Genomic DNA, 22,842 nt, shown 5'->3' on the forward strand with positions numbered 1-22,842 from the left:
CGATCCCTCGTCAGGGATCGGGCTTTAAGTGCTTGCTTTCTCGGGCAGGTGTTCACAAACGCGAACACGACGCCCACCCCCGGTCTTCCTGGGGCCCGGCATCGTCTGAAACTATCCGACTTGGATGCGGGCTTATTAAGGGATTCCGGGGGCTTTCGTCAACCGCTGCTAGCGCTTGGCTCGCTTTTTCGTGACCTTTTTTGCGGCCTTTTTGGCACCCTTTTTGACCGACTTCTTGGCTGCTTTCTTGACGGTTTTCTTGGTGGCTTTCTTGGAGGCTTTCTTGGCCGCCTTCTTTGGGCCTTTCACCGCCGATTTGGCGGCCTTTTTAGCCGATTTGACGCCCTTTTTGGCCGTTTTTGCCGGCCTTGCCGCCGCCTTCTTCCCCGCTTGGGCCTTTTTAGCCGGCGCCGCCTTGGCGGCGCTCCGGGCATGCGTCTTGGGCTCGATCGCCCCCAGAGCCAGCAGCTGGCGATGGATGGCGCGGGTGACCTCGTCGATGGTCATCATGCCGTCGATGGTCGAGAGCTTCCGCCGCTCGGAATAGTAGTGAATCAGCGGTTCCGTCTGGCTGCGATAGCTGGCCAGCCGCTTGGTCAGGACCTCCGGGGTATCGTCGAGCCGGACCTCCTCGCCGCGCTCCCGCATTTGGGCGACGCGGGTCTCGACGCGGCTCAGAAGCGCACTCTCATTGACCCGGAGCTCGATCACGGCGTCCAGCTTGAGGTGCTTGCGCTTGAGCAGCTCGTCCAGCGCCTCGGCCTGCGGCACGGTGCGGGGGAAACCGTCGAGGATGAAACCGCTCTTGGCGTCCGGCTGCTCGATGCGGTCGGAAATGATTCCCACCACGACGTCATCGGGCACGAGGCCGCCGCTCGCCATGATCTCCTTGGCCTTCAACCCGACCGGGGTGCCGGCCGCAACCGCGGCACGCAGCATCTCGCCAGTCGAGAGCTGGACGATGCCATAGCGCTGCACCAGGAGCTGGGCCTGGGTCCCCTTGCCCGACCCCGGCGGTCCCAGAAGTATAATTCTCATCGGCGTACGCCCCCCGGATTGGTGAGCGACACCTCGCGCACCTGCGTTTTGATATCAAGAACGGTGCAAACCACAACCAGCACTGCACCACCATTGACGACCATACTATAAGGCAGCCCGATCCCGTAAAGCTCGAACACCTCCGGAATCAACTGCAACGCCGTCAGGTAGACGGCTCCGACGACTGTCGTCAATGACACGACGCGATCGAGATAGTCCGCGGTGGCCTCGCCGGGAGCGACACCGGGAATTGCGCCCTCATGGCGGGTCAGGGATTTGGCGGTGTATTCGGGATCGATCACATAAGCAGTGTAGACGAAGGCGAGCACGAACACGGCGATCGACACGAGAATGAGGTGCGCCGGCTGCCCCAGCTGGAGATGCCGGTAGGTTGCGGCAACCAGGGGATGATCGCCTCCCAGGATGAAGCCCGCAAAGGCAAGCGGCAGATAGAATATCCACGGCGCCACGGTGACGGGAATCACGAACCCGGCGCTGTTGAGCTTGATCGGCAGTACTGCATCGCGCACAGGCAGTTGCCGCGTACCGACGCTTTGTGCTGCGAACTGGACCCGGATATTTCGCCGCGCACCTTCGACAAGCACGATCACGACGACGATCGCGATCCAAAACACGACATGGCCGAGCACAAGATTGCCCGAGATCGTCCCGCTCCGCACGAGATCCCCGATACCGGCAATGTTTTGCGGAACGGCAACGATGAAGCCGGCACTGAAGATCAGCGCCAAGCCATTGCCGATGCCGTAGCGGGTCATCTGTTCGCTGAGCCACACCAGCACGACGACGCCGCCGACCATCGAGGCCGTAGCCGTCGTCACGAACCAGCCGTCGGGATTTTTGACGAGGCCCGGGATCGACGTCAGTGCCGAGGCGATGCCGTAGGCCTGAAAGGCCGCAATTCCGAGTGTGAGCCCGAGCGTGGCACGTGCGATCTTACGCCGTCCGCCCTCGCCGGATCGTTCGAGCGAACTCAGGCCGCGCCAGACCATGGACAGCAGCCGGATCAAGATTGACGCAGTCAGATAGGGAATGAGGCCGAGCGCAAAGATCGAAAGCCGGGAGACGAGATCCAGCGCCGGCGAGACGTCGGAGAGATTCAGTCCCGCAATCGGGATCTGCGTGCCGAGCCTGAAAAGGAGCAGCGCGCCGATCGTGAAAGCGATTCGGCGCGCGAGCTCCCTGCTCATCTACGGCGGCCCCGCAGCTTGGACTTGCGGATCAGACCTTCATACTGGTGCGCCAGCAGATAGCCCTGGACCTGCGCCACCGTGTCCATGGTGACGCTGACGACGATCAGCAGCGAGGTGCCGCCGAAATAGAACGGCACCGAAGCGTAGGAGATCAGGATTTCCGGGATCAAGCAGACGATGGCGAGATAAATCGCACCCAGCACGGTGATGCGCGACAGCACATAGTCGATGTATTCCGCGGTGCGTTCGCCCGGGCGAATGCCGGGAATGAAACCGCCGTGCTTCTTCAGATTGTCCGCGGTCTCGGTCGGGTTGAACACGATCGCGGTGTAAAAGAAGGCGAAGAACACGATCAGCGCCAGATACATGATCAGGAACAGCGGACGGCCATGGCCGAGCTGTGTGGTGATCCACTGGAACCATTCCGGCCCGCTGCCCGTGTTGAAGTTCGCAACCGTCGTCGGCAAGAGGAGCAGTGAGGATGCGAAGATCGGCGGGATCACGCCGGAGGTGTTGAGCTTGAGCGGCAGATGCGAGGACTGGCCCTCGAACATCTTGTTGCCGACCTGGCGCTTCGGATACTGGATCAAGAGGCGGCGCTGGGCGCGCTCCATGAAGACGATGAAGGCGATCACGACGACGGCCATGATGATGACGACCAGGATCAGGCCGGTCGACATCGCGCCCTGACGGCCGAGCTCGAGCATGCCGGCGAGTGCCGCGGGCAACTCGGCGACGATGCCGGCCAGAATGATCAGCGAAATGCCGTTGCCGATGCCGCGCGAGGTGATCTGCTCGCCGAGCCACATCAGGAACATGGTGCCGCCGGTCAGCGTGATAGAGGTCGAGAGCAGGAAAAACAGTCCAGGTTCGCTGACGACATTGCCGGCGCCCTGAAGTCCTACCGCGATGCCGTAGGACTGGAACGCGGCCAGGATCACCGTGAGATAGCGGGTATACTGATTCAGCGTCTTGCGGCCGGCTTCGCCTTCCTTTTTCAGCGCTTCGAGCTGCGGCGACACTGTGGTCAACAGCTGGATGATGATCGAGGCCGAGATATACGGCATGATGTTCAGCGCGAAGATCGCCATGCGGTTGATGCCGCCGCCGGCGAACATGTTGAACATGCCGAGGATGCCGCCGGCCTGCGAGCGGAACACCTGTTCCCAGGCGCTCGGGTCAATGCCGGGCAGCGGAATGTAGGTCCCGAGCCGATAAACGAGCAGCGCACCCAGGGTGAACCAGATGCGCTTCTTCAGTTCGTCGGCCTTGGCAAACGCACCGAAATTGAGATTGGCTGCCAGTTGTTCCGCTGCAGAGACCATCTTGGACTTTCTCCCGCCGCCTGTTGCGCCGTTGATGCCCGCGGCCGGGCTGAATTAGCGGACGCCGGACATTATCTGGGGCTCGGCTTCGATAAGTCCACGTCCCGCATGCGTAAAGGCCCGCGCGCCGCGGGCCAATGACGCAGTTGTTACGCCGCCTCGCCTTCTTCCTTGGGCTGGGCGAGGATCTTCACCGAACCGCCGGCCTTCTCGACCGCGGCGATCGCGGTCTTGCTGGCGCCGTGCACTTCGATGTTGAGCTTGGACTTGAGCTCGCCTCGGCCGAGCAGCCGCAGGCCGCCCTTGGCGCGGCGCAGCACGCCGCCTTTCACCAGGGCCTCGACATTGACGACGCTGCCGGCGTCGATCTTCTTGGCGTCGACCGCTTCCTGGAGCCGGTCGAGATTGATCTCGGCGAACTCGACGCGGAAGATGTTGTTGAAGCCGCGCTTGGGCAGACGGCGATGCATCGGCATCTGGCCGCCTTCGAAACCCTTGATGCGCACGCCCGAACGCGCGGTCTGGCCCTTGCCGCCGCGGCCGGACTGCTTGCCCTTGCCGGAACCGATGCCGCGGCCGACGCGCATACGCTTCTTGCGCGAGCCGGCGTTGTCGGCGATATCGCTGAGCTTCATCGCCCTTCTCCTTGTGTCTTGCGCACGATCTTCACCGAAAACCGCTTCCCGCTCTCCGGGACCGTGCGCCTTTGCTTACTTCTCGTCGATGATGCGGACGAGATGGTGAACCTTCTCGATCATGCCGCGGACCGCCGGGGTATCCGGCAGTTCGCTGGTGCGGCCGATCTTGTTGAGCTTGAGCCCGATCAGGGTCGAACGCTGCGAGTGATGGCGGCGGATCGCGCTGCCGGTCTGCTCGACCTTGATCGTCTTTGCGGCCTTGGCCATGGGAGTCTACTCCGAAAAGCTTCCGTTAGTCGGCGGCCGCCTCGGCATCGCCGCCGATACGACGGGACTGGAGGGTGGACACCTTGATGTTGCGGCGGGCTGCGACCGAACGCGGCGAATCCTGGTGCTTCAGCGCGTCGAAGGTCGCGCGCACCATGTTGTACGGGTTCGACGAGCCGATCGACTTCGCCACCACGTCCTGGACGCCGAGCGTCTCGAACACGGCGCGCATCGGGCCACCGGCGATGATGCCGGTACCGGCCGGAGCTGCACGCAGATAGACACGGCCCGCGCCATGACGGCCGGCGATGTCGTGATGGAGCGTGCGGCCCTCGCGCAGCGACACCCGCGTCAGGTTGCGCTTGGCGGACTCGGTCGCCTTGCGGATCGCCTCGGGCACTTCGCGCGCCTTGCCGTGACCGAAGCCGGCGCGGCCCTTCTGGTCGCCGATCACGACCAGCGCTGCGAAACCGAAGCGCTTGCCGCCCTTGACGACCTTGGCCACGCGGTTGATGTGGACGAGCTTGTCAACGAACTCGCTGTCGCGCTCCTCGCGCTCCCTGCGTTCACGTCCGCCGCCGCGTTGATCGCGTCCACCACGTTGTTCGCGTTCTGCCATTTTTCTAATCCTTCAGAGACTTACGCCTCAATCCTCAAATTCTGTTAGAAGCTCAGCCCACTCTCACGCGCTGCATCGGCAAGAGCCTTGACGCGCCCGTGATAGAGATAGCTGCCGCGATCGAACACGACTTCCTTGACACCCTTCTCTGCAGCGCGCTCGGCCAGCAGCTTGCCGACCGCCTTCGCCGCATCGATGTCGGCGCCGGTCTTGCCGCCGTCGCGCATCGACTTCTCGAGCGACGAAGCAGAGGCCAGCGTCTCGCCCTTCAGGTCGTCGATGACCTGGGCGTAGATGTGCTTGGACGAGCGGAACACCGACAGGCGCGGACGGCCGCCGGCGGAACGGCGCAGCTTCAGCCGCACACTCCGCTTGCGCCGGGCATTCGTAACCTTGGCTTTCGACATGACCGGCTCCGTTACTTCTTCTTGCCTTCCTTGCGGAAGATGAATTCGCCCACATACTTCACGCCCTTGCCCTTGTAGGGCTCCGGCGGACGATAGGAGCGGATCTCGGCGGCGACCTGGCCGACGCGCTGGACGTCGCTGCCCGCCACCGTGATCTCGGTCGGCTTCGGCACGGTGATCGTGATCCCCTCGGGGATCGGGTAGATCACGTCATGGCTGTAGCCGAGCGCGAGCTGCAGGTTCTTGCCCTGCATCGCGGCGCGATAGCCGACGCCGGTGATCTCGAGCTTCTTCTCGAAACCCTTGGTGACGCCTTCGACCAGATTCGCGACCTGGGCGCGAGCGGTGCCGTAGAGGGCCCGCGCGCGGTTGGTCTCGGTCCGCGGCTTGACCTTGACCTGGCCGTTCTCGAGCTTCACCTCGACGTCGTCGTGGACGACGAACTGAAGCTGGCCCTTCGGCCCCTTCATCTTGACGGTCTGCCCATCGACGGTCGCGGTCACACCCGACGGAACCGCCACAGGCCTTTTGCCAACTCGTGACATGGATGAAAAATCCTTCTCAGAACACCGTGAAGAGGACTTCACCGCCCACATTCGCGTCGCGCGCGCTGTGGTCGGCCATGATCCCCTTCGGCGTCGACAACACCGAAATGCCGAGACCGTTGTTCACCCGCGGCAGGTTCTTCACCGAGGCGTAGACTCTGCGCCCGGGCTTGGAAACGCGCTCAATCTCGCGAATGACGGGCTCGCCGTCGAAATACTTCAGCTCGATCTCGATCTCGCTGCGGCCCGAGGAGTGCTCGAGCGTGGCGTAACCGCGGATGTAGCCCTCAGCCTTCAGAACCTCGAGCACGTTCTCGCGCATCTTCGAGCCGGGCGTGGAGACCTTGGTCTTCGAACGCATCTGCGCGTTGCGGATACGGGTGATCAGATCGCTGATTGGATCGTGCGTAGACATCTAAACGACCCTCCTTACCAGCTGGACTTCACGAGGCCCGGGACCATGCCCTTGGAGCCAAGTTCGCGCAGCGCGATACGGGACAGCTTGTTCTTGCGATAGTTCGAGCGCGGACGGCCCGACAGCTCGCAACGCAGGCGGATGCGGGTCGCCGACGAGTTGCGCGGCATTTCCGCCAGCTTCAGGGTCGCGGCGAACCGCTCCTCCATCGGCAGCGTCTTGTCGGCGATGATCGCCTTCAACCGCTCGCGCTTGGCGGCGGCGTTCTTCACCATCCGCTTGCGCCGGTTGTTCTTCTCGACTGAACTCTTCTTTGCCATGCTTGGCTCCTGGGTATCCGCGTTTGAGAGGCTCTAAGTCAGCGTCTCACTGCCGGAACGGGAAATTGAAAGCGGTCAACAAGGCCCTCGCCTCTTCGTCGGTCTTGGCCGTGGTGCAGACGGTGATGTCCATACCGCGGGCTTCCGTGACCTTGTCGAAGTCGATCTCGGGGAAAATGATGTGCTCCTTGATGCCGAGCGAGTAGTTGCCGCGGCCGTCGAAGCTCTTCGGGTTCAGGCCGCGGAAGTCGCGCACGCGCGGCAGCGCGACGTTCACCAGGCGATCGATGAACTCGTACATGCGGGCCTTGCGCAGCGTAACCTTGCAGCCGATCGGCTGGTTCTCACGCAGCTTGAAGGTCGCGATCGCGATGCGCGAATAGGTGACGATCGCCTTCTGGCCGGCGATCTGGGTCAATTCGGCAGCGGCGGTCTCGGCCTTCTTGCGGTCGTTGACGGAATCGCCAACGCCCATGTTCAGCACAACCTTGTCCAGGCGCGGAACCTGCATGACGTTCTCGTAACCGAACTTCTCGGTCAGAGCCGTGCGGATCTTCGCGTCATATTCCGCGCGCAGGCGCGGCGTGTAAGCGGCCTCAGCCATCGATCTCAGCTCCCGAGCTCTTGGCGATGCGGACCTTCTTGCCGTCCGCCAGAATCTTGAATCCGACGCGGGTCGGCTTTCCGTCCTTGCCGACATACGCGATGTTGGACAGTTGGATCGGCGCCTCTTTCGAGATGATGCCGCCCTCCTGGGCCTGCGTCTGCTTCTGGTGACGCTTGACCATGTTGATGCCGCGCACCAGCGCGGTGCCGGCGTCGGGGCGAACCTCGAACACTTCGCCGGTGCGGCCCTTGTCGCGGCCGGTCAGCACGACGACCTTGTCGCCCTTGCGGATCTTCGCAGCCATCACAGCACCTCCGGCGCGAGCGAGATGATCTTCATGTGGTTCTTGGCGCGCAGCTCGCGCGGCACGGGCCCGAAGATACGGGTGCCGACCGGCTCGGACTGGTTGTTGATCAGCACGGCGGCGTTGCGGTCGAAACGGATGACCGAGCCGTCGGCGCGGCGGATGTCCTTGCGGACGCGCACCACGACGGCCTTCATCACGTCGCCCTTCTTCACCTTGCCACGCGGAATGGCTTCCTTGATCGACACGACGATGATGTCGCCGATCGTGGCGTAGCGGCGCTTGGAGCCTCCGAGCACCTTGATACACATGACACGGCGTGCGCCAGAATTGTCGGCCACGTCGAGGTTGGTCTGCATCTGAATCATTGATGCACCTCGTCCTCTTTCTCTTTGCGCCAGCCCAGCCGGCGCTCAACATTTCCCTGAAGTCAGTCGGCTAAAGCCAACAGATCAGGCGCTTTTCTTGTGTTCGCCCCGGATCACGACCCAGCGCTTCAACTTCGAAATCGGCTTCGTTTCCTCGATCCACACCATGTCGCCCGGCTTGAACTGGTTGCTCTCGTCGTGCGCGTGGTAGTTCTTCGAACGGCGGATCGTCTTCTTGTAGATCGGGTGCGTGAAGCGGCGGTCGACGCGCACCACGATGGTCTTGGCTTGCTTGTCGCTGACGACCACGCCCTGCAAAGTACGTTTCGGCATCTTCGTAAGCCTCTTACTTCTTCTTCGCGCGCGTCTGCGCGGCGATGGTCTTGATCCGGGCGATGTCGCGGCGGGCCTCGCGCAGGCGCGAGGTGTTCTCGAGCTGCCCGGTGGCGCGCTGGAAGCGCAGGTTGAAGCGCTCCTTCTTCAGGTTCAGGATGGCCTCATCCTGCTGGTCGGGGCTCATCGCGCGGATGTCTTCGATCTTCATCTGTGCCATGGCCATTACTCCGCAATGCGCTCGACGAAGCGCGTCTTGATCGGCAGCTTGGCGGCCGCCAGCGTCAGCGCCTCACGCGCCGTCTGGGTGTTGACGCCATCGATCTCGAACAGCACCCGGCCCGGCTTGACGCGCGCGACCCACAATTCCGGCGAACCCTTGCCGGAGCCCATGCGGACTTCGGCCGGCTTCTTCGACACCGGAACGTCGGGGAACACGCGGATCCAGACGCGGCCGGCGCGCTTCATGTGGCGGGTCAGCGCGCGGCGGGCGGCTTCGATCTGGCGCGCGGTGACGCGCTCAGGCTCGGTCGCCTTCAGGCCGAACTGGCCGAACGCCAACGTCGCGCCCGAAGACGCAACGCCGTGGATGCGGCCCTTATGCGCCTTCCGGAACTTCGTTTTCTTAGGTTGCATCATGGCTTTAAGCCCTCAAATTCCTGTCTGGCCTTAGGCAGCGGCCGTCTCGCGGCGCTGACGGCCACCGCGATCGCCACTGCCGCCGGTCTCGCCTTCGGCCATTCTCTTGTCCTGGGCCATCGGATCGTGCTCGAGGATCTCGCCCTTGAAGATCCAGACCTTGACGCCGCAGGTGCCGAAGGTCGTGAACGCGGTCGCAACGCCGTAGTCGATGTCGGCACGCAGCGTGTGCAGCGGCACGCGGCCTTCGCGGTACCACTCCATGCGCGCGATTTCCGCACCGCCCAGACGTCCCGAGCAGTTGATGCGGATGCCCTCCGCGCCGAGACGCATTGCCGACTGCACGGCGCGCTTCATGGCACGGCGGAACGCCACGCGGCGCTCGAGCTGCTGCGCGATCGATTCGGCCACCAGCGTCGCATCGAGCTCCGGCTTGCGGATCTCGACGATGTTGATGACGACGTCGGACGAGGTGATGTCCGCGACCCTCTTGCGCAGCTTGTCGATGTCGGCGCCCTTCTTGCCGATCACCACGCCCGGACGGGCCGAGTGGATGGTGACGCGGCACTTCTTGTGCGGGCGCTCGATCACGATGCGGGCGACGGCCGCCTGCTTGAGCTCCTTGTGCAGGATCTCGCGGATCTTGACGTCCTCGTGCAGCAGCTTGCCGTATTCCTGCTTGCCGGCGAACCAGCGGGAATCCCAGGTCCGGTTGATGCCGAGACGCAGACCGATCGGATTGATCTTTTGACCCATCGTGTTCTCCTGCGCCCTTAAGCGGCGGCTTCAGCTTCGACCTGACGAACGATGATCGTCAGCTGCGAAAACGGTTTGTAGACACGGCCCGAGCGGCCGCGGCCGCGGGCGGCGAAGCGCTTCATCACGAGGCCATTGCCGACGAAGGCCTGCGCCACGACGAGATCGTCGACGTCGAGGTCGTGGTTGTTCTCGGCGTTGGCGATCGCCGATTCCAGGCACTTCTTCACGTCGACCGCGATCCGCTTGCGCGAAAACTGCAGGTCGGCGAGCGCGGCAGACGCCTTCCGGCCGCGAATGAGCTGGGCGACCAGGTTGAGCTTCTGCGGGCTCACCCGCAGCATCCGGGCGACCGCCTTGGCCTCGTTGTCGGCGAGGCTCCGTTCGCGCTTAGGTTTGCTCATCGTTTAATCCTCAAGCCTTCTTGGCTTTCTTGTCGCCGGAGTGGCCATGGAAGGTCCGGGTCGGCGAGAACTCGCCGAACTTGTGACCGACCATTTCCTCGTTCACGGCCACCGGCACGTGCTTCTGACCGTTGTAGACGCCGAAGGTCAGACCGACGAATTGCGGCAGGATCGTCGAGCGACGGCTCCAGATCTTGATGACGTCGTGACGGCCGGACGCGCGCGCGGCATCTGCCTTCTTGAGCAGAGAACCCTCGACGAACGGGCCTTTCCAGACTGAACGAACCATGTCCGGCGTTCCTTACTTCTTCCGCTTGTGGCGGCTTAAGAGAATGAATTTGTTGGTCGACTTGTTGGTGCGGGTCTTCTTGCCCTTGGTCGGCTTGCCCCACGGGGTGACCGGGTGGCGGCCGCCCGAGGTACGACCTTCACCACCGCCGTGCGGATGGTCGATCGGGTTCATCGCGACACCGCGGTTGTGCGGCCTGCGGCCCATCCAACGCTTGCGACCGGCCTTGCCGATCGAGGTGTTCATGTGATCCGGGTTTGACACCGCGCCGATCGTGCCGCGGCAACGACCGTGCACCAGGCGCTGCTCGCCCGAATTCAGGCGGATGATGACGTAGTCCTGGTCGCGGCCGACGAGCTGGGCGTAGGTGCCGGCGGAACGCGCCAGCTGGCCGCCCTTGCCGATCTTGACTTCGATGTTGTGGATGATCGTGCCGACCGGCATGTTGCCGAGCGGCATGACGTTGCCCGGCTTCACGTCGACGTAATTGCCGGCGATGATCGTGTCACCCACCGCCAGGCGCTGCGGCGCCAGGATGTAGGCCTGCTCGCCGTCCTGATACTTGATCAGGGCGATGAAACCGGTGCGATTGGGATCATACTCGAGACGCTCGACGGTCGCGGGCACGTCGATCTTCTCACGCTTGAAGTCGACCGTACGCAGCGTCTGCTTGTGACCACCGCCGCGGAAGCGCACGGTGATGCGGCCGGTGTTGTTGCGGCCGCCCGAGGACTTCTTGCCTTCGGTGAGCGCCTTGACCGGCTTGCCCTTGTAGAGGGCCGAACGATCGACCATGACCAGCTGGCGCTGGCCCGGCGTCGTGGGATTGAATGTCTTCAGTGCCATCGTCGTACGACCTTACAGACCGGTGGTGACGTCGATCCGGTGACCCTCTTCGAGGGTCACGATCGCGCGTTTGCTGTTCGACTGCGAGCCGATGGTTCCGCGGAAGGCCTTGACCTTGCCCTTGCGGACCAGCGTGTTGACGCTCTTGACCTTGACGTCGAACAGCTTCTCGATCGCTTCCTTGATCTGCGGCTTGGTCGCCTTGGCGGCCACCTTGAACAGCACCTTGTTGTGCTCCGAGGCGATCGTCGCCTTTTCGGTCACGACCGGCGACAGGATCACGTCGTAGTGGCGAGGCTCGATGTTCTTGCTCATTTGAAGCGCGCCTCCAGCGCATCGATGGCGGCCTTGGTCAGAACGAGCTTCTGACGGCGCAGGATGTCATAGACGTTGATGCCCTGGATCGGCAGTACGTCCATGTTCGGGATGTTGCGAGCCGCAGCGGCGAAGCCGTTGTTGAGCTCGGCACCGTCGATGATCAGCGCGTTGGTGAGGCCGAGGCCCGAGAAGTGGCCGAGCAGCGCCTTGGTCTTGGCGGCTTCCAGCGCGGCCTTCTCGATCACGACGAGATCGCCGTCCTTGGCCTTGGCCGAGAGCGCATGCTTCAGAGCGAGCGCACGGACCTTCTTCGGCAGGTCGGTGGCGTGCGAACGCACCACCGGACCGAAGGCACGACCGCCGCCGCGGAACTGCGGCACGCGGGCCGAGCCGTGACGAGCACCGCCGGTGCCCTTCTGCTTGTACATCTTCTTGCCGGTGCGCCAAATCTCGGCGCGGCCCTTGGCCTTGTGCGTGCCGGCCTGGCGCTTGTTGAGCTGCCACTGCACGCAGCGCGCGATGATGTCCTCGCGCGGCTCGAGGCCGAAAATGGCGTCGGACAGCTGGACGGAGCCGGCTTCCTTACCTTCGAGGGTGGTGACCTTCAATTCCATCTCACGCCTCCTGCGCAGCCGGAGCGGCTTCCGCGTCGCCAGCAACCTTGAACTTGCCGGGCTTCGGGGCTTCCTTCGGCAGCGGCTTTTTGACGGCGTCGCGCACGCGGATCCAGCCGCCCTTGGAGCCGGGAACGGCGCCTTCGACGAGGATCAGGCCGCGCTCGACATCGGTCTGGACGACGCGAAGGTTGAGCGTGGTGATGCGATCGACACCCATGTGGCCGGGCATCTTCTTGTTCTTCCAGGTCTTGCCGGGGTCCTGACGGCCACCGGTCGAACCGATCGAGCGGTGCGAGATCGACACACCGTGCGTGGCGCGCAGACCGCCGAAGTTCCAGCGCTTCATGCCGCCGGCGAAGCCCTTACCGACCGAAGTGCCGGTGACGTCGACGAACTGGCCGACGACGAAGTGGTCGGCCTGGATCTCGGCGCCGACCGGGATCATGGCGTCCGCGGTGACGCGGAATTCCTCGACCCGGCGCTTCGGCTCGACCTTGGCGACCGCGAACTGGCCGCGCTCGGCCTTCGGCATGTAAACGGTCTTGCGGCTGCCCGAACCGAGCTGGAGCGCGACGTAACCGTTCTTCTCTTCGGTGCGGTGGCCTACGACCTGGCAATTGCCGAGCTTCAGCACGGTCACGGGGATATGTTCGCCGGCCTCCGTGAAGACCCGCGTCATCCCGACCTTTTGTGCGATCACTCCGGAGCGCATCGGCTTGCTTCCTGTTCTCTTTGTCCGCTTTTGGCGAACGGGATCCAAAATCTTAGAGCTTGATCTCGACGTCGACACCGGCGGCCAGGTCGAGCTTCATCAAAGCATCGACGGTCTGCGGGGTCGGATCGACGATGTCGAGCAGGCGCTTGTGAGTGCGCATCTCGAACTGTTCGCGGCTCTTCTTGTCGACGTGGGGCGAACGGTTGACGGTGAACTTCTCGATGCGGGTGGGCAGCGGAATGGGTCCGCGGACCTGCGCGCCGGTGCGCTTCGCCGTGTTCACGATCTCACGGGTCGACGTATCGAGGATACGATGGTCGAACGCCTTGAGACGGATACGAATGTTTTGGCCGTTCATTGCCGAATCTTTCTTAGTGAGTGGCGAGTAGCGAATAGCGAATAGAAACTATTCGCCACTCGCCATTCCCTATTCGCGTTGTTACTCGATGATCGAGGCGACGACGCCGGCGCCGACGGTGCGGCCGCCTTCGCGGATCGCGAAGCGGAGCTTCTCTTCCATCGCGATCGGCACGATCAGGTGCACTTCCATCGCGATGTTGTCGCCCGGCATCACCATCTCGGTGCCTTCCGGCAGGTGCACGACACCGGTCACGTCGGTGGTGCGGAAGTAGAACTGCGGACGGTAGTTGGTGAAGAACGGGGTGTGGCGACCGCCCTCTTCCTTGGTGAGGATGTAGGCCTCGGCCTTGAACTTGGTGTGCGGCTTGACCGAACCCGGCTTGGCCAGAACCTGGCCGCGCTCGACGTCTTCGCGCTTGGTGCCGCGGAGCAGTGCGCCGATGTTGTCGCCGGCCTGGCCCTGATCGAGCAGCTTGCGGAACATTTCGACGCCGGTGACGGTGGTCTTCTGGGTGGCGCGGAGACCGACGATCTCGATTTCCTCGCCGACCTTGACGACGCCGCGCTCGACACGGCCGGTCACGACGGTGCCGCGGCCCGAGATCGAGAACACGTCTTCAACCGGCATCAGGAACGGCTGGTCGATCGGACGCTCCGGCTGCGGGATGTACTCGTCGACGTTCTTCATCAGCTCGAGGATGGCGTCGTGGCCGAGCTTCTTGTCGGAGTCTTCGAGAGCGGCGAGCGCCGAACCCTTGATGATCGGAATCTTGTCGCCGGGGAATTCGTACTTGGAAAGCAGCTCGCGGACTTCGAGCTCGACGAGCTCGAGCAGCTCCGGATCGTCGACCATGTCGCACTTGTTGAGGAACACGACGAGCGCGGGCACACCGACCTGGCGGGCGAGCAGGATGTGCTCGCGGGTCTGCGGCATCGGGCCGTCAGCGGCCGACACAACCAGGATCGCGCCGTCCATCTGGGCAGCGCCGGTGATCATGTTCTTGACGTAGTCGGCGTGGCCGGGGCAGTCGACGTGGGCGTAGTGGCGGTTCGGCGTCTCGTACTCGACGTGCGCGGTCGAGATGGTGATGCCGCGGGCCTTCTCTTCCGGCGCCTTGTCGATCTGGTCGTACGCGGTGAACGTCGCACCGCCGGCTTCGGCGAGAACCTTGGTGATCGCCGCGGTCAGCGACGTCTTGCCATGGTCGACGTGACCGATGGTGCCGATGTTGCAGTGCGGCTTGGTACGTTCAAACTTTGCTTTGGCCATTTGACTCTCCGTTCAATCGTCAGCTTTCAACCGACGACAATCAGGCAAACTTCTTCTGGACTTCTGCCGACACGTTGGCCGGCGCTTCTGCGTAGTGATCGAACTGCATGGTGAAGGTCGCGCGACCCTGGCTCATCGAGCGCAGATTGTTCACGTAACCGAACATGTTCATGAGCGGCACCATCGCGTTGATGACGTTGGCGTTGCCGCGCATGTCCTGCCCCTGGATCTGACCGCGCCGGGAATTCAGGTCGCCGATGACCGAGCCGGTGTAGTCTTCCGGGGTCACCACCTCGACCTTCATGATCGGCTCGAGCAGGACCGACTTGCCCATCTGCAGCGCTTCGCGGAAGCAGGCGCGCGAGGCGATTTCGAAGGCGAGCGCCGACGAGTCGACGTCGTGATACTTGCCGTCGACGAGCTGCACCTTGACGTCGACCACGGGGAAGCCCGCGACCACGCCGGACGACAGCACGCTCTCCAGGCCCTTCTCGACGCCCGGGATGTATTCCTTCGGCACCGCGCCACCGACGATCTTCGATTCGAACTCGAAGCCCTTGCCGGCTTCGTTCGGCTCGACGATGAACGACACGGCCGCGAACTGGCCGGTACCGCCGGTCTGCTTCTTGTGGGTATAGCTGTGCTCCACCCGCTTGGTGATGCGCTCACGGAACGCCACCTGCGGCGCGCCGATGTTGGCGTCGACCTTGTAGGTGCGCTTGAGGATGTCGACCTTGATGTCGAGGTGGAGTTCGCCCATCCCCTTGAGGATGGTCTGGCCGGACTCGTGGTCGGTCGACACGCGGAAGGACGGATCCTCCGCGGCGAGCTTGGCCAGCGCCACGCCCAGCTTCTCCTGGTCGGCCTTGGACTTCGGCTCGATCGCGATCTCGATGACCGGCTCGGGGAACTCCATCTTCTCCAGGATCACCTGCTTGTCGGGATCGCACAGCGTGTCACCGGTGCGCGCTTCCTTCAGACCGGCCAGCGCGACGATGTCGCCGGCATAGGCTTCCTTGATGTCCTCGCGGTTGTTCGCATGCATCAACAGCATGCGCCCGATCCGCTCCTTCTTCTCGCGGGTCGAGTTCACGACGCCGGTGCCGCTCTGCAGGATGCCGGAATAGATGCGGCAGAAGGTGATGGTGCCGACGAACGGGTCGTCCATGATCTTGAACGCGAGCAGCGCCAGCGGCTCCTTGTCGTCCGCCTTGCGCACGACCTCGTTGCCCTTGTCGTCGGTGCCCTTGATCGCGGGCACGTCGAGCGGCGACGGCAGATAGTCGACCACGGCGTCGAGCAGCGGCTGCACGCCCTTGTTCTTGAAGGCCGAGCCGCACAGCACGGGATAAAACGCGCCGGTCAGCACCGCCTTGCGGATCAGGCGCTTCAGGGTCGCCTCGTCCGGCTCCTTGCCATCGAGATAGGCGGCCATGGCATCGTCGTCGAGCTCGACGGCGGCTTCCACCATCTTCTCGCGGTATTCCTTGGCCTGGTCGGCAAGGTCTTCCGGAATATCGACATAATCGAACTTGGCGCCGAGCGATTCATCGTTCCAGACGACGCCCTTCATCTTCACGAGGTCGACAAGACCCTTGAAGTTGTTCTCGGCACCGATCGGAAGCTGGATCGCGACGGGCTTGGCGCCCAGACGGTCGACGATGTCCGCCAGACACTTGAAGAAGTCGGCACCGATCTTGTCCATCTTGTTGGCGAAGACGATGCGCGGAACCTTGTACTTGTCGCCCTGGCGCCAGACGGTCTCGGTCTGAGGCTCGACGCCCTGATTGGAGTCGAGCACGCAGACGGCGCCGTCGAGCACGCGGAGCGAACGCTCGACTTCGATGGTGAAGTCGACGTGACCGGGCGTGTCGATGATGTTCAGGCGCTTGCCGTTCCAGAACGCGGTGGTCGCAGCCGAGGTGATCGTGATGCCACGCTCCTGCTCCTGCTCCATCCAGTCCATCGTCGCGGCACCTTCGTGCACTTCGCCGATCTTGTGGCTCTTGCCGGTGTAATAGAGGATGCGCTCGGTCGTCGTGGTCTTGCCGGCGTCGATATGCGCCATGATACCGAAGTTACGGTAGTCCTCGATGGCATGTTGGCGGGGCATGGGTCGTTCCTTGCGAGTCCGAGTGTGTCGCCGTTACCAGCGGTAGTGCGAGAAGGCGCGGTTGGCTTCCGCCATGCGGTGCACGTCTTCGCGCTTCTTGACGGCGTTCCCCCGGTTGTTCGATGCGTCCAAGAGCTCCGCCGAGAGCCGCTCGGTCATGGTCTTCTCGTTGCGCTCGCGCGCAGCCGCGATCAGCCAGCGAATGCCGAGCGCCTGCCGTCGGGTCGAGCGGACCTCGACCGGAACCTGGTAGGTCGCGCCGCCGACGCGGCGGGAGCGGACCTCGATGGTCGGCATGACGTTCTCGAGCGCCTGCTCGAACACGCCGAGCGGGTTCTGCTTGGTCTTAGATTCGATGATGCCGAACGCACCATAGACGATGCCTTCCGCAACCGACTTCTTGCCGGCGTACATCACCGAGTTCATGAACTTCGTGACGATGATGTTCCCGAACTTCGGATCCGGAAGAACTTCGCGCTTTTCCGCAGAGTGGCGACGAGACATAGGCTTGGTTCCCGCTTACTTCGGACGCTTGGCGCCGTACTTCGAACGACGCTGCTTACGGTTCTTGACGCCCTGGGTGTCCAGAACGCCGCGGAGGATGTGATAGCGCACGCCCGGCAAGTCCTTGACGCGGCCGCCGCGGATCATGACCACCGAGTGCTCCTGGAGGTTATGGCCCTCGCCGGGGATGTAGCCGATCACCTCGAAGCCGTTGGTCAGGCGCACCTTGGCAACCTTACGAAGCGCCGAGTTCGGCTTCTTCGGGGTCGTGGTGTAGACGCGCGTGCAAACACCACGCTTCTGCGGCGACTGCTGCAGCGCCGGCACCTTCTTGCGCGACTTCTGCACTTCCCGCGGTTGAGCGATCAGCTGGTTGATCGTCGGCATACTGGCCTTCACCCTTTTTCTGCCGCGGCCCCTCTCGGGTCCGCTGTCTTGCCGCGGCCCGTCACCGGGTCCGCAAATTCTGCTCGAGCTACCCGCCCGAACGGGCCGCCTGGCGCGAAAGACCCGCGCAAAGCGAAATTGCGCCAACCGCTCCATCAACGAGCGGAAAGCGCTTCGACGCCACAGAGGACCGCAGTCTCGAAGCCGTTCAGCGTAACGCCGCGGCCCGCGCACTGAGGTCATGCATCCGAATTCGATCTCAAGAGAACGTGCTCGAGAGAACTAAAGTCGCACTGGCATTGCCTAGCTATGATCGACAGCGTTTGAGCGGCATTCGTCGAGGTTGGTGCCCGTCTTTGCGACCCCTGGCAGATCTAGTCTTTGGGGATCAACGGGTGGCCCGTTCCGACGCTGGCGATGCTCACCGCCTGTCGTTAAGTGAGGCGCTTTCTATAAGTGGGAATCGGTCAAGTCAAGGTGAAACGACAGTCACAAAGCGCTTCATGCGCCTGCAAAAAATCGCCTCTTCGCCGCCTCCCGGCGCCTGCCTGATATAGGACCGAGGCGACTGACCTGCCAGATCTGAGAACAATTTTACCCGGGCTTAATGTAGTTTTATTACCAAACTGAGGGGCTTTTTTCCTGCCTGCGCTCAGTTTGCTGGCTGGTGGCCGGTCTACCAGCTTTTCCCGGCCCGCCGCGATGCCCGGTGTGACGCGGCTTCAGCCCGGACTGGTCGATCCGCGAATGGCTCTTGCCCCAAACCATGCGTGCGAAAAAAACGCGGCGCGCGGTGGCCGAACGCCTTGCATCAGAGAATCGACGAGTCGGCGCTGAACCGCGCGTTGCCGTGAGACGAGACGATCAGACGCGGCCGCTCGAAGCTCACCGCCCGCGGTTACTCCTCCTCGTCGTCCTCATCGTCCTCGAGGTCTTGGCCCTCGTCGTCATCATCGCGGTCGGCGTTGGCGTGAGCTGCCGCGCCATGGGGCTGGTGGATCTGGTCGTTCCACAGCTTGCGATAGGTGCCATTCTTGGCGAGCAACTCGGCATGGGAACCGCGCTCGATCGCCCTGCCCCCTGAAATCACGATGATCTCGTCCATCTCGACCACCGAGGTCAGGCGGTGGGTCGACCAGATCATGGTGCGGCCCTTGGCGACCCTGAGCAGCGTGCGGTTGATCGCGGCCTCGGTGGTCTGGTCCAGCGCTGAGGTGGCTTCGTCCAGCAGCAGCACGGAGGGGTTGCGGATGATCGCGCGCGCGATCGCAATGCGCTGGCGTTGGCCGCCCGACAGCGTGTCGCCGCGCTCGCCGACCGGCGTGTCGTAGCGCTGCGGCAGGCTCATGATGTAGCGGTGGATCTCGGCCTTCTTGGCCGCCTCCTCCACCTCCTCGTCGGTTGCGCCCTCCTTGCCGAGCCGGATGTTCTCGCGGATCGACATGTTGAACAGCATGTTCTCCTGGAACACCACCGCCATGCTCCGGCGCAGCGAGTCCAGCGTCACCTTGCGGACGTCGACGCCGTCGATGGTGACGCGGCCTTCGTCGGGCACGTAGAGCCGCAGGATCAGATTGAGCAGCGTGCTCTTGCCGGAGCCGCTCGGACCGACGATCGCGATGCGCTTGCCGGCGTCGAGCTTGAGGCTGAGATTGTCCAGCACCGGCGTCTGACCACCCTCGTACTGGAAGGTGACGTGATCGAATGTAATGTCGTGGGTGATGCGCGGCAGATCGGGTGCGCCCGGGCGATCGGCGCTGCGGGTCGGCTCGTCGAGCAATTCCTGAATGTGGCGGATCGCGGCGGCCGAGGAGATCGACACCGGGATGAAATGCATCACATGGGCGATGTTGTAGGAGACCTCCCAGAACGCGCTCTCGAAAGTGACGAAGGTGCCGATGGTGATATGGCCCTTGGTCGCCAGATACGCGCCGATCGCGAGCACCACAAGGTGCAGGAGGAGCACCGAGATGGTGACTGTCCGCTCCACCATGGTCGAGAGGAATGTGGCCGAGGCCATCTTGTTGCGGGTCTCGTCGTTGCGCAACCGGAAGAAGCCGAACATCTTGCGTTGCAGGCTGAACGCCTTGATGACCGCCTGGGCGGCCACGTTCTCCTGGACTTGGCCCAGCAACGCCGATTCATTGAGCTTCTGTTCGTAATTGGCCTGCACCGCCTTCGGCGTCAGGATCCTCGGGCCGATCAGCGTGATCGGGAACACCAGCAGCGCGACGACGGCGAGCTGCCAGTTGAGGAACAGCATCAGGATGATGCCGGCGATCAGCTCCAGGAACGGCAGCGCGGCACTGTTGGCGAACGTCTTGACCGAGCCTTCGAAGGCCGAGAGATCGACCGAGAAGCGCGATAGGATCTCGCCGCGCCTGGTGCGGCCGAAATAGGCGGCGGGCAGGTCCTGGACGTGCTCGAACAGGCGTTTGCGGACATCGGAGATGATGCAAGCGGCAAGTCGGGCGTCCCAGCGTTCGTACCAGACTGCAACGATCGAGGTGAAAATGCCGGCGACGGCGAGCACGCCGAGGATCTTGTAGAGCGCCTGAAAATCCTCCTCGCCGAGTGCATCGTCGATCAGGAACTTGAGGCTGAGCGGCATGATGACGTTGAACAACGTCTCGACCACGACGCCGAATGCCACGAATGACAGCATCCGCTTGTAGTTGGAGAGATAGGGCTTGACGAACCCGACAATGGTCGCAAGGGCCCCGGCGGCTTCGCGCGCGGTAAAGACGACGAGGTCCTCGTCCTCATCGTCCTCGTCGAGCTCCAGCTCGTCATCCCCCTCGTCTTCGGCGTCCTCGTCGTCCTCGAGATCCGGCTTGGCAGCGTCGGCGAGCTTGCCATCGAGCCCGGCCGCCTCCTCCGCGGCGAGCTTCTGTTGATCGGGAGATAGAGGCTTGTCGCCAGGCAAGAAAGGCTTGGATGCCATGAAACCAACCGATGCTGACGGCCGGCATGACCGCAGAGAACGCAGGAAATAGCGGCAACCGCTATTGCACCGATTCTATGCGATCAAGATGAATTCGGCAAAACAATTGGCGAATTCGGTTGGCGTCCCCCGGGCTAGTCCTCGTCCTCGACCTTGTCGAAGAAGGAATAGCGCAAGCTGTCCGCGTCGGCGTACCACTGCCCCGGCCCCTTGTTGGCGGCGAGCGTCGCCTCCCACAGCGCATCGGTGCAATCCTTGCGGTGCATCGACAGGTCGAAGCCGTTGCCGAAGAACAGTTCGGACCATTCCCACCAGGTGCCGAGCTTCTTGACTCCGCGCAAGAGGTCGTAGCGGTCGATCAATGCCGGCGCCATGTCCGAGGTGATGGAGCCGAACACGAGGCCGGTCTTGACCACGCGGTTGAGCTCGCGGATCGCGCGGACCACTTGCTTCGGGGAAACGTGGCAGAGGCTGGTCTCGAACACGAAGTCGAACGTGCCGTCCTTGAACGGCATGTCGGTGATCGTGCCGAGCTTGTTGTACTTCTTCAGCGATTTCGGCGTCCTGTCGTGGATCGCGCGGTTGTTCTCGATCCCCCATGCATCGATGCCGCGATCGCGCAGCGCGCCGACCAGTTCGCCGCTGGCTGAGCCCGCGACCAGCAGCTTGGCGCCCGCCGCCCTGCCCCAGACGATGCCGATCAGCTTCGTCAGGTAGTCGGGATCGGTGAAGTGCCGCCACGCCTGATGATAGGGGCCGAGACCGCGATAATTCTCGAAATATTTGCGATCGATCTTGTCCGAGAGCGGCTTGTCGTCCTGCGCGCGCTGGCGGCGCAGGCGCATCATCTCGGTCAGGATGATGTCGGTCGCCGCGTCCGAGGAATCGAGCAGGCCGTTGAGCGTCGAATCGAACAGATAGTCGCCAACCACCACGATGCCGGGGTGCTCCTTCGGCTCGGGCCGGTGATTGGTCATGACGTCGCGCGCGGGCAAACCACCAGGCAGCGCGTTCACCGAGGACAGCCAGCGGTGGATCTTGCCTTCCATGAAGTGCAGACGCGCATCGCCGAGAGAAGCTGGGAGCGATTTCAGGGCGGCCTCGATCAGCTCCTGGTCCGACAGATTGGCAAAAGCCAGCGCATCGGAGCCGGGAATGAGCCAGTTCAGAACACCATGCTTGCCGACGTCGTGACGTGCGCCCTCGTTGTAGACGCAGCAGCCGCCGAAGGCTTCCGACATGAACCAGGCGCCCGGAATCTTGTCGCCCCAGAACGGCTCGTCGAACAGGATCGAGACGCGCAGATAGTGCGCGGGCCGGTCGAAATAGGCGACGTGCTTGACCATCGACCTGCGCAGCTGCTCGCCCTCCCAGCCGAGAGTGGCGAGCCAGGAATGCGGCAGGCAGACCAGCACGAGATCGAAGTCACGGGTCTCCGGCCCCTTGCCGTTCATCATCTTGAGCTGATACCGGCCGGTCGGCGCCTTGCCGACGGTGAGCACGCGGTGATTGAGCTGGATGTCGGCATTGACCTCCGACTGCAGGCATTCGATCAGCTGCTCGTTGCCGTTCTGGATGGAATAGAGGCCGATATAGCCGTCGACGTCCATCAGATAGTTCTTGAGCGCGTTGAGCCCGTTGGTGTTGTGGCTCTCGGTCGCGATGTCGGAACGCGCCATCACCTTGAAGAAGCGCTTTGCGGTGACGTCCTCGACCTCCTCGTCGAGCACCTGCTCGGCGGTCTTGTAGGCCCAGGGATGTTCGTTGTCGTGCGCGCCGACGCCCTCGTAATATTCCACCGGCGACATCACCTCGGCGCAGCGCTTGCGGAAGGCTTCGATCGCGGCGGCAGTCCTGGCGCCGTATTTGCGGCGCATGCCGGGAACGTCGTTGAGCAGCTCACCGCCGAACTGCACCTGCTCGGCATCCATCGGAATGGTCTGAAGGCCGAAATGCTGGATCAGCTCGCGCAGCGGGTCCGGGCCCGTCATCGAGTAGTCGTAGATCTCGGCAACGCCGGCCTCGTACATCGCGGGCGCCGAATCGAACTTGCGGGTGGCGATCTTTCCGCCAAGCCTGTCGGAGGCCTCGTAGATGGTGACGCGGCAGAGGTCGCCGAGCTTGCGCTTCAGGTACCAGGCGCTCATCAGCCCGCCGGGGCCGCCGCCTACGATTGCGAGATCAAGCATGAGAGTTCCGTGGTCTTCCGGCCCTGCCCCCTTGGCGGGACCACCGGTCTAAGGCGCCATAGCACAAGCGCTTTTGCGGCTGAAGGAAAGATGA

30 protein-coding genes are annotated in these 22,842 nt (G+C 63.3%); all 30 read right to left on the reverse strand.

Going from position 1 to position 22,842, the window contains the following annotated elements; translation table 11 throughout:
• Positions 1–168 precede the first annotated feature (168 nt).
• Positions 169–1,038 (reverse strand): adenylate kinase, encoded by an 870-nt coding sequence (locus I6F36_RS03575; RefSeq protein ID WP_225132595.1) that lies wholly within the window; start codon positions 1,036–1,038, stop codon positions 169–171.
• Positions 1,035–2,246 carry a preprotein translocase subunit SecY gene (locus I6F36_RS03580; protein ID WP_225171031.1) on the reverse strand — a complete coding sequence of 404 codons (1,212 nt, stop codon included), beginning with the start codon at positions 2,244–2,246 and terminating at the stop codon, positions 1,035–1,037. The genes I6F36_RS03575 and I6F36_RS03580 overlap by 4 nt, the downstream gene beginning before the upstream one ends.
• Positions 2,243–3,574, reverse strand: coding sequence for a preprotein translocase subunit SecY (gene secY / locus I6F36_RS03585; RefSeq protein WP_036011045.1), 1,332 nt, complete (start codon positions 3,572–3,574; stop codon positions 2,243–2,245). Before secY ends, I6F36_RS03580 begins: the two co-directional genes overlap by 4 nt.
• A gap of 149 nt (positions 3,575–3,723) precedes the next feature.
• Positions 3,724–4,209, reverse strand: coding sequence for a 50S ribosomal protein L15 (gene rplO, locus I6F36_RS03590; RefSeq protein ID WP_036011044.1), 486 nt, complete (start codon positions 4,207–4,209; stop codon positions 3,724–3,726).
• Positions 4,210–4,284: 75 nt separating this feature from the next.
• Positions 4,285–4,479 (reverse strand): 50S ribosomal protein L30, encoded by a 195-nt coding sequence (gene rpmD / locus I6F36_RS03595; RefSeq protein ID WP_025036984.1) that lies wholly within the window; start codon positions 4,477–4,479, stop codon positions 4,285–4,287.
• A 25-nt stretch (positions 4,480–4,504) separates the two neighbouring features.
• A complete protein-coding gene (gene rpsE / locus I6F36_RS03600) occupies positions 4,505–5,098 on the reverse strand; it encodes a 30S ribosomal protein S5 (RefSeq protein ID WP_025036985.1) in 594 nt (197 codons plus the stop codon).
• A 44-nt stretch (positions 5,099–5,142) separates the two neighbouring features.
• The gene (gene rplR, locus I6F36_RS03605) at positions 5,143–5,505 is read right to left on the reverse strand and encodes a 50S ribosomal protein L18 (RefSeq protein ID WP_024342458.1); all 363 of its coding nucleotides are present in this window, start codon (positions 5,503–5,505) and stop codon (positions 5,143–5,145) included.
• An 11-nt stretch (positions 5,506–5,516) separates the two neighbouring features.
• Entirely contained in the window at positions 5,517–6,050 is a 534-nt protein-coding gene (rplF, locus tag I6F36_RS03610) for a 50S ribosomal protein L6 (RefSeq protein WP_036011036.1), read from the reverse strand.
• Between the two features lie 16 nt (positions 6,051–6,066).
• Positions 6,067–6,465, reverse strand: coding sequence for a 30S ribosomal protein S8 (rpsH, locus tag I6F36_RS03615; protein WP_024342456.1), 399 nt, complete (start codon positions 6,463–6,465; stop codon positions 6,067–6,069).
• 14 nt (positions 6,466–6,479) lie between these two features.
• On the reverse strand, positions 6,480–6,785 hold the full coding sequence (gene rpsN, locus I6F36_RS03620; protein ID WP_028137018.1) for a 30S ribosomal protein S14: 306 nt from the start codon (positions 6,783–6,785) through the stop codon (positions 6,480–6,482).
• Positions 6,786–6,831: 46 nt separating this feature from the next.
• Entirely contained in the window at positions 6,832–7,389 is a 558-nt protein-coding gene (rplE, locus tag I6F36_RS03625; protein WP_025036988.1) for a 50S ribosomal protein L5, read from the reverse strand.
• Positions 7,382–7,696, reverse strand: coding sequence for a 50S ribosomal protein L24 (gene rplX, locus I6F36_RS03630; RefSeq protein ID WP_011088142.1), 315 nt, complete (start codon positions 7,694–7,696; stop codon positions 7,382–7,384). Before rplX ends, rplE begins: the two co-directional genes overlap by 8 nt.
• Positions 7,696–8,064, reverse strand: a complete 369-nt coding sequence (rplN, locus tag I6F36_RS03635; RefSeq protein ID WP_007603030.1) for a 50S ribosomal protein L14 — start codon at positions 8,062–8,064, stop codon at positions 7,696–7,698. Before rplN ends, rplX begins: the two co-directional genes overlap by 1 nt.
• 84 nt (positions 8,065–8,148) lie before the next feature.
• A complete protein-coding gene (gene rpsQ / locus I6F36_RS03640; RefSeq protein ID WP_024342452.1) occupies positions 8,149–8,397 on the reverse strand; it encodes a 30S ribosomal protein S17 in 249 nt (82 codons plus the stop codon).
• Between the two features lie 13 nt (positions 8,398–8,410).
• Entirely contained in the window at positions 8,411–8,617 is a 207-nt protein-coding gene (rpmC, locus tag I6F36_RS03645; protein WP_025036989.1) for a 50S ribosomal protein L29, read from the reverse strand.
• Positions 8,618–8,622: 5 nt separating this feature from the next.
• Positions 8,623–9,036 carry a 50S ribosomal protein L16 gene (rplP, locus tag I6F36_RS03650; RefSeq protein WP_008136349.1) on the reverse strand — a complete coding sequence of 138 codons (414 nt, stop codon included), beginning with the start codon at positions 9,034–9,036 and terminating at the stop codon, positions 8,623–8,625.
• A 30-nt stretch (positions 9,037–9,066) separates the two neighbouring features.
• Complete coding sequence (rpsC, locus tag I6F36_RS03655; RefSeq protein ID WP_036011029.1) at positions 9,067–9,792, reverse strand: 30S ribosomal protein S3; 726 nt, start codon at positions 9,790–9,792, stop codon at positions 9,067–9,069.
• 17 nt (positions 9,793–9,809) lie between these two features.
• The gene (gene rplV, locus I6F36_RS03660; RefSeq protein WP_008549264.1) at positions 9,810–10,196 is read right to left on the reverse strand and encodes a 50S ribosomal protein L22; all 387 of its coding nucleotides are present in this window, start codon (positions 10,194–10,196) and stop codon (positions 9,810–9,812) included.
• Positions 10,197–10,206: 10 nt separating this feature from the next.
• Entirely contained in the window at positions 10,207–10,485 is a 279-nt protein-coding gene (gene rpsS, locus I6F36_RS03665) for a 30S ribosomal protein S19 (protein WP_008136357.1), read from the reverse strand.
• Positions 10,486–10,497: 12 nt separating this feature from the next.
• On the reverse strand, positions 10,498–11,331 hold the full coding sequence (rplB, locus tag I6F36_RS03670; protein ID WP_024342450.1) for a 50S ribosomal protein L2: 834 nt from the start codon (positions 11,329–11,331) through the stop codon (positions 10,498–10,500).
• 12 nt (positions 11,332–11,343) lie between these two features.
• Positions 11,344–11,646 (reverse strand): 50S ribosomal protein L23, encoded by a 303-nt coding sequence (locus tag I6F36_RS03675; protein WP_025036992.1) that lies wholly within the window; start codon positions 11,644–11,646, stop codon positions 11,344–11,346.
• Positions 11,643–12,263 carry a 50S ribosomal protein L4 gene (gene rplD, locus I6F36_RS03680; RefSeq protein WP_018647243.1) on the reverse strand — a complete coding sequence of 207 codons (621 nt, stop codon included), beginning with the start codon at positions 12,261–12,263 and terminating at the stop codon, positions 11,643–11,645. The genes I6F36_RS03675 and rplD overlap by 4 nt, the downstream gene beginning before the upstream one ends.
• A 1-nt stretch (position 12,264) precedes the next feature.
• On the reverse strand, positions 12,265–12,978 hold the full coding sequence (gene rplC / locus I6F36_RS03685) for a 50S ribosomal protein L3 (RefSeq protein WP_025036993.1): 714 nt from the start codon (positions 12,976–12,978) through the stop codon (positions 12,265–12,267).
• 52 nt (positions 12,979–13,030) lie between these two features.
• Positions 13,031–13,339: a 30S ribosomal protein S10 gene (rpsJ, locus tag I6F36_RS03690; protein WP_002712302.1), complete on the reverse strand. Its 309-nt coding sequence runs from the start codon at positions 13,337–13,339 to the stop codon at positions 13,031–13,033.
• Between the two features lie 81 nt (positions 13,340–13,420).
• A complete protein-coding gene (tuf, locus tag I6F36_RS03695; protein ID WP_025036994.1) occupies positions 13,421–14,611 on the reverse strand; it encodes an elongation factor Tu in 1,191 nt (396 codons plus the stop codon).
• A gap of 40 nt (positions 14,612–14,651) precedes the next feature.
• Positions 14,652–16,724, reverse strand: a complete 2,073-nt coding sequence (gene fusA / locus I6F36_RS03700; protein ID WP_036027596.1) for an elongation factor G — start codon at positions 16,722–16,724, stop codon at positions 14,652–14,654.
• A gap of 33 nt (positions 16,725–16,757) precedes the next feature.
• Complete coding sequence (rpsG, locus tag I6F36_RS03705; RefSeq protein WP_018647239.1) at positions 16,758–17,228, reverse strand: 30S ribosomal protein S7; 471 nt, start codon at positions 17,226–17,228, stop codon at positions 16,758–16,760.
• 15 nt (positions 17,229–17,243) lie between these two features.
• Complete coding sequence (gene rpsL / locus I6F36_RS03710; RefSeq protein WP_007603006.1) at positions 17,244–17,615, reverse strand: 30S ribosomal protein S12; 372 nt, start codon at positions 17,613–17,615, stop codon at positions 17,244–17,246.
• A gap of 898 nt (positions 17,616–18,513) precedes the next feature.
• Complete coding sequence (locus I6F36_RS03715) at positions 18,514–20,559, reverse strand: ABC transporter ATP-binding protein (RefSeq protein ID WP_225171032.1); 2,046 nt, start codon at positions 20,557–20,559, stop codon at positions 18,514–18,516.
• Between the two features lie 134 nt (positions 20,560–20,693).
• Positions 20,694–22,748: an FAD-dependent oxidoreductase gene (locus tag I6F36_RS03720; protein WP_225171033.1), complete on the reverse strand. Its 2,055-nt coding sequence runs from the start codon at positions 22,746–22,748 to the stop codon at positions 20,694–20,696.
• Positions 22,749–22,842: the final 94 nt, after the last annotated feature.

Origin of the sequence: Bradyrhizobium sp. BRP19 (assembly GCF_020194195.1) — a bacterium.
GTDB lineage: Bacteria > Pseudomonadota > Alphaproteobacteria > Rhizobiales > Xanthobacteraceae > Bradyrhizobium > Bradyrhizobium yuanmingense.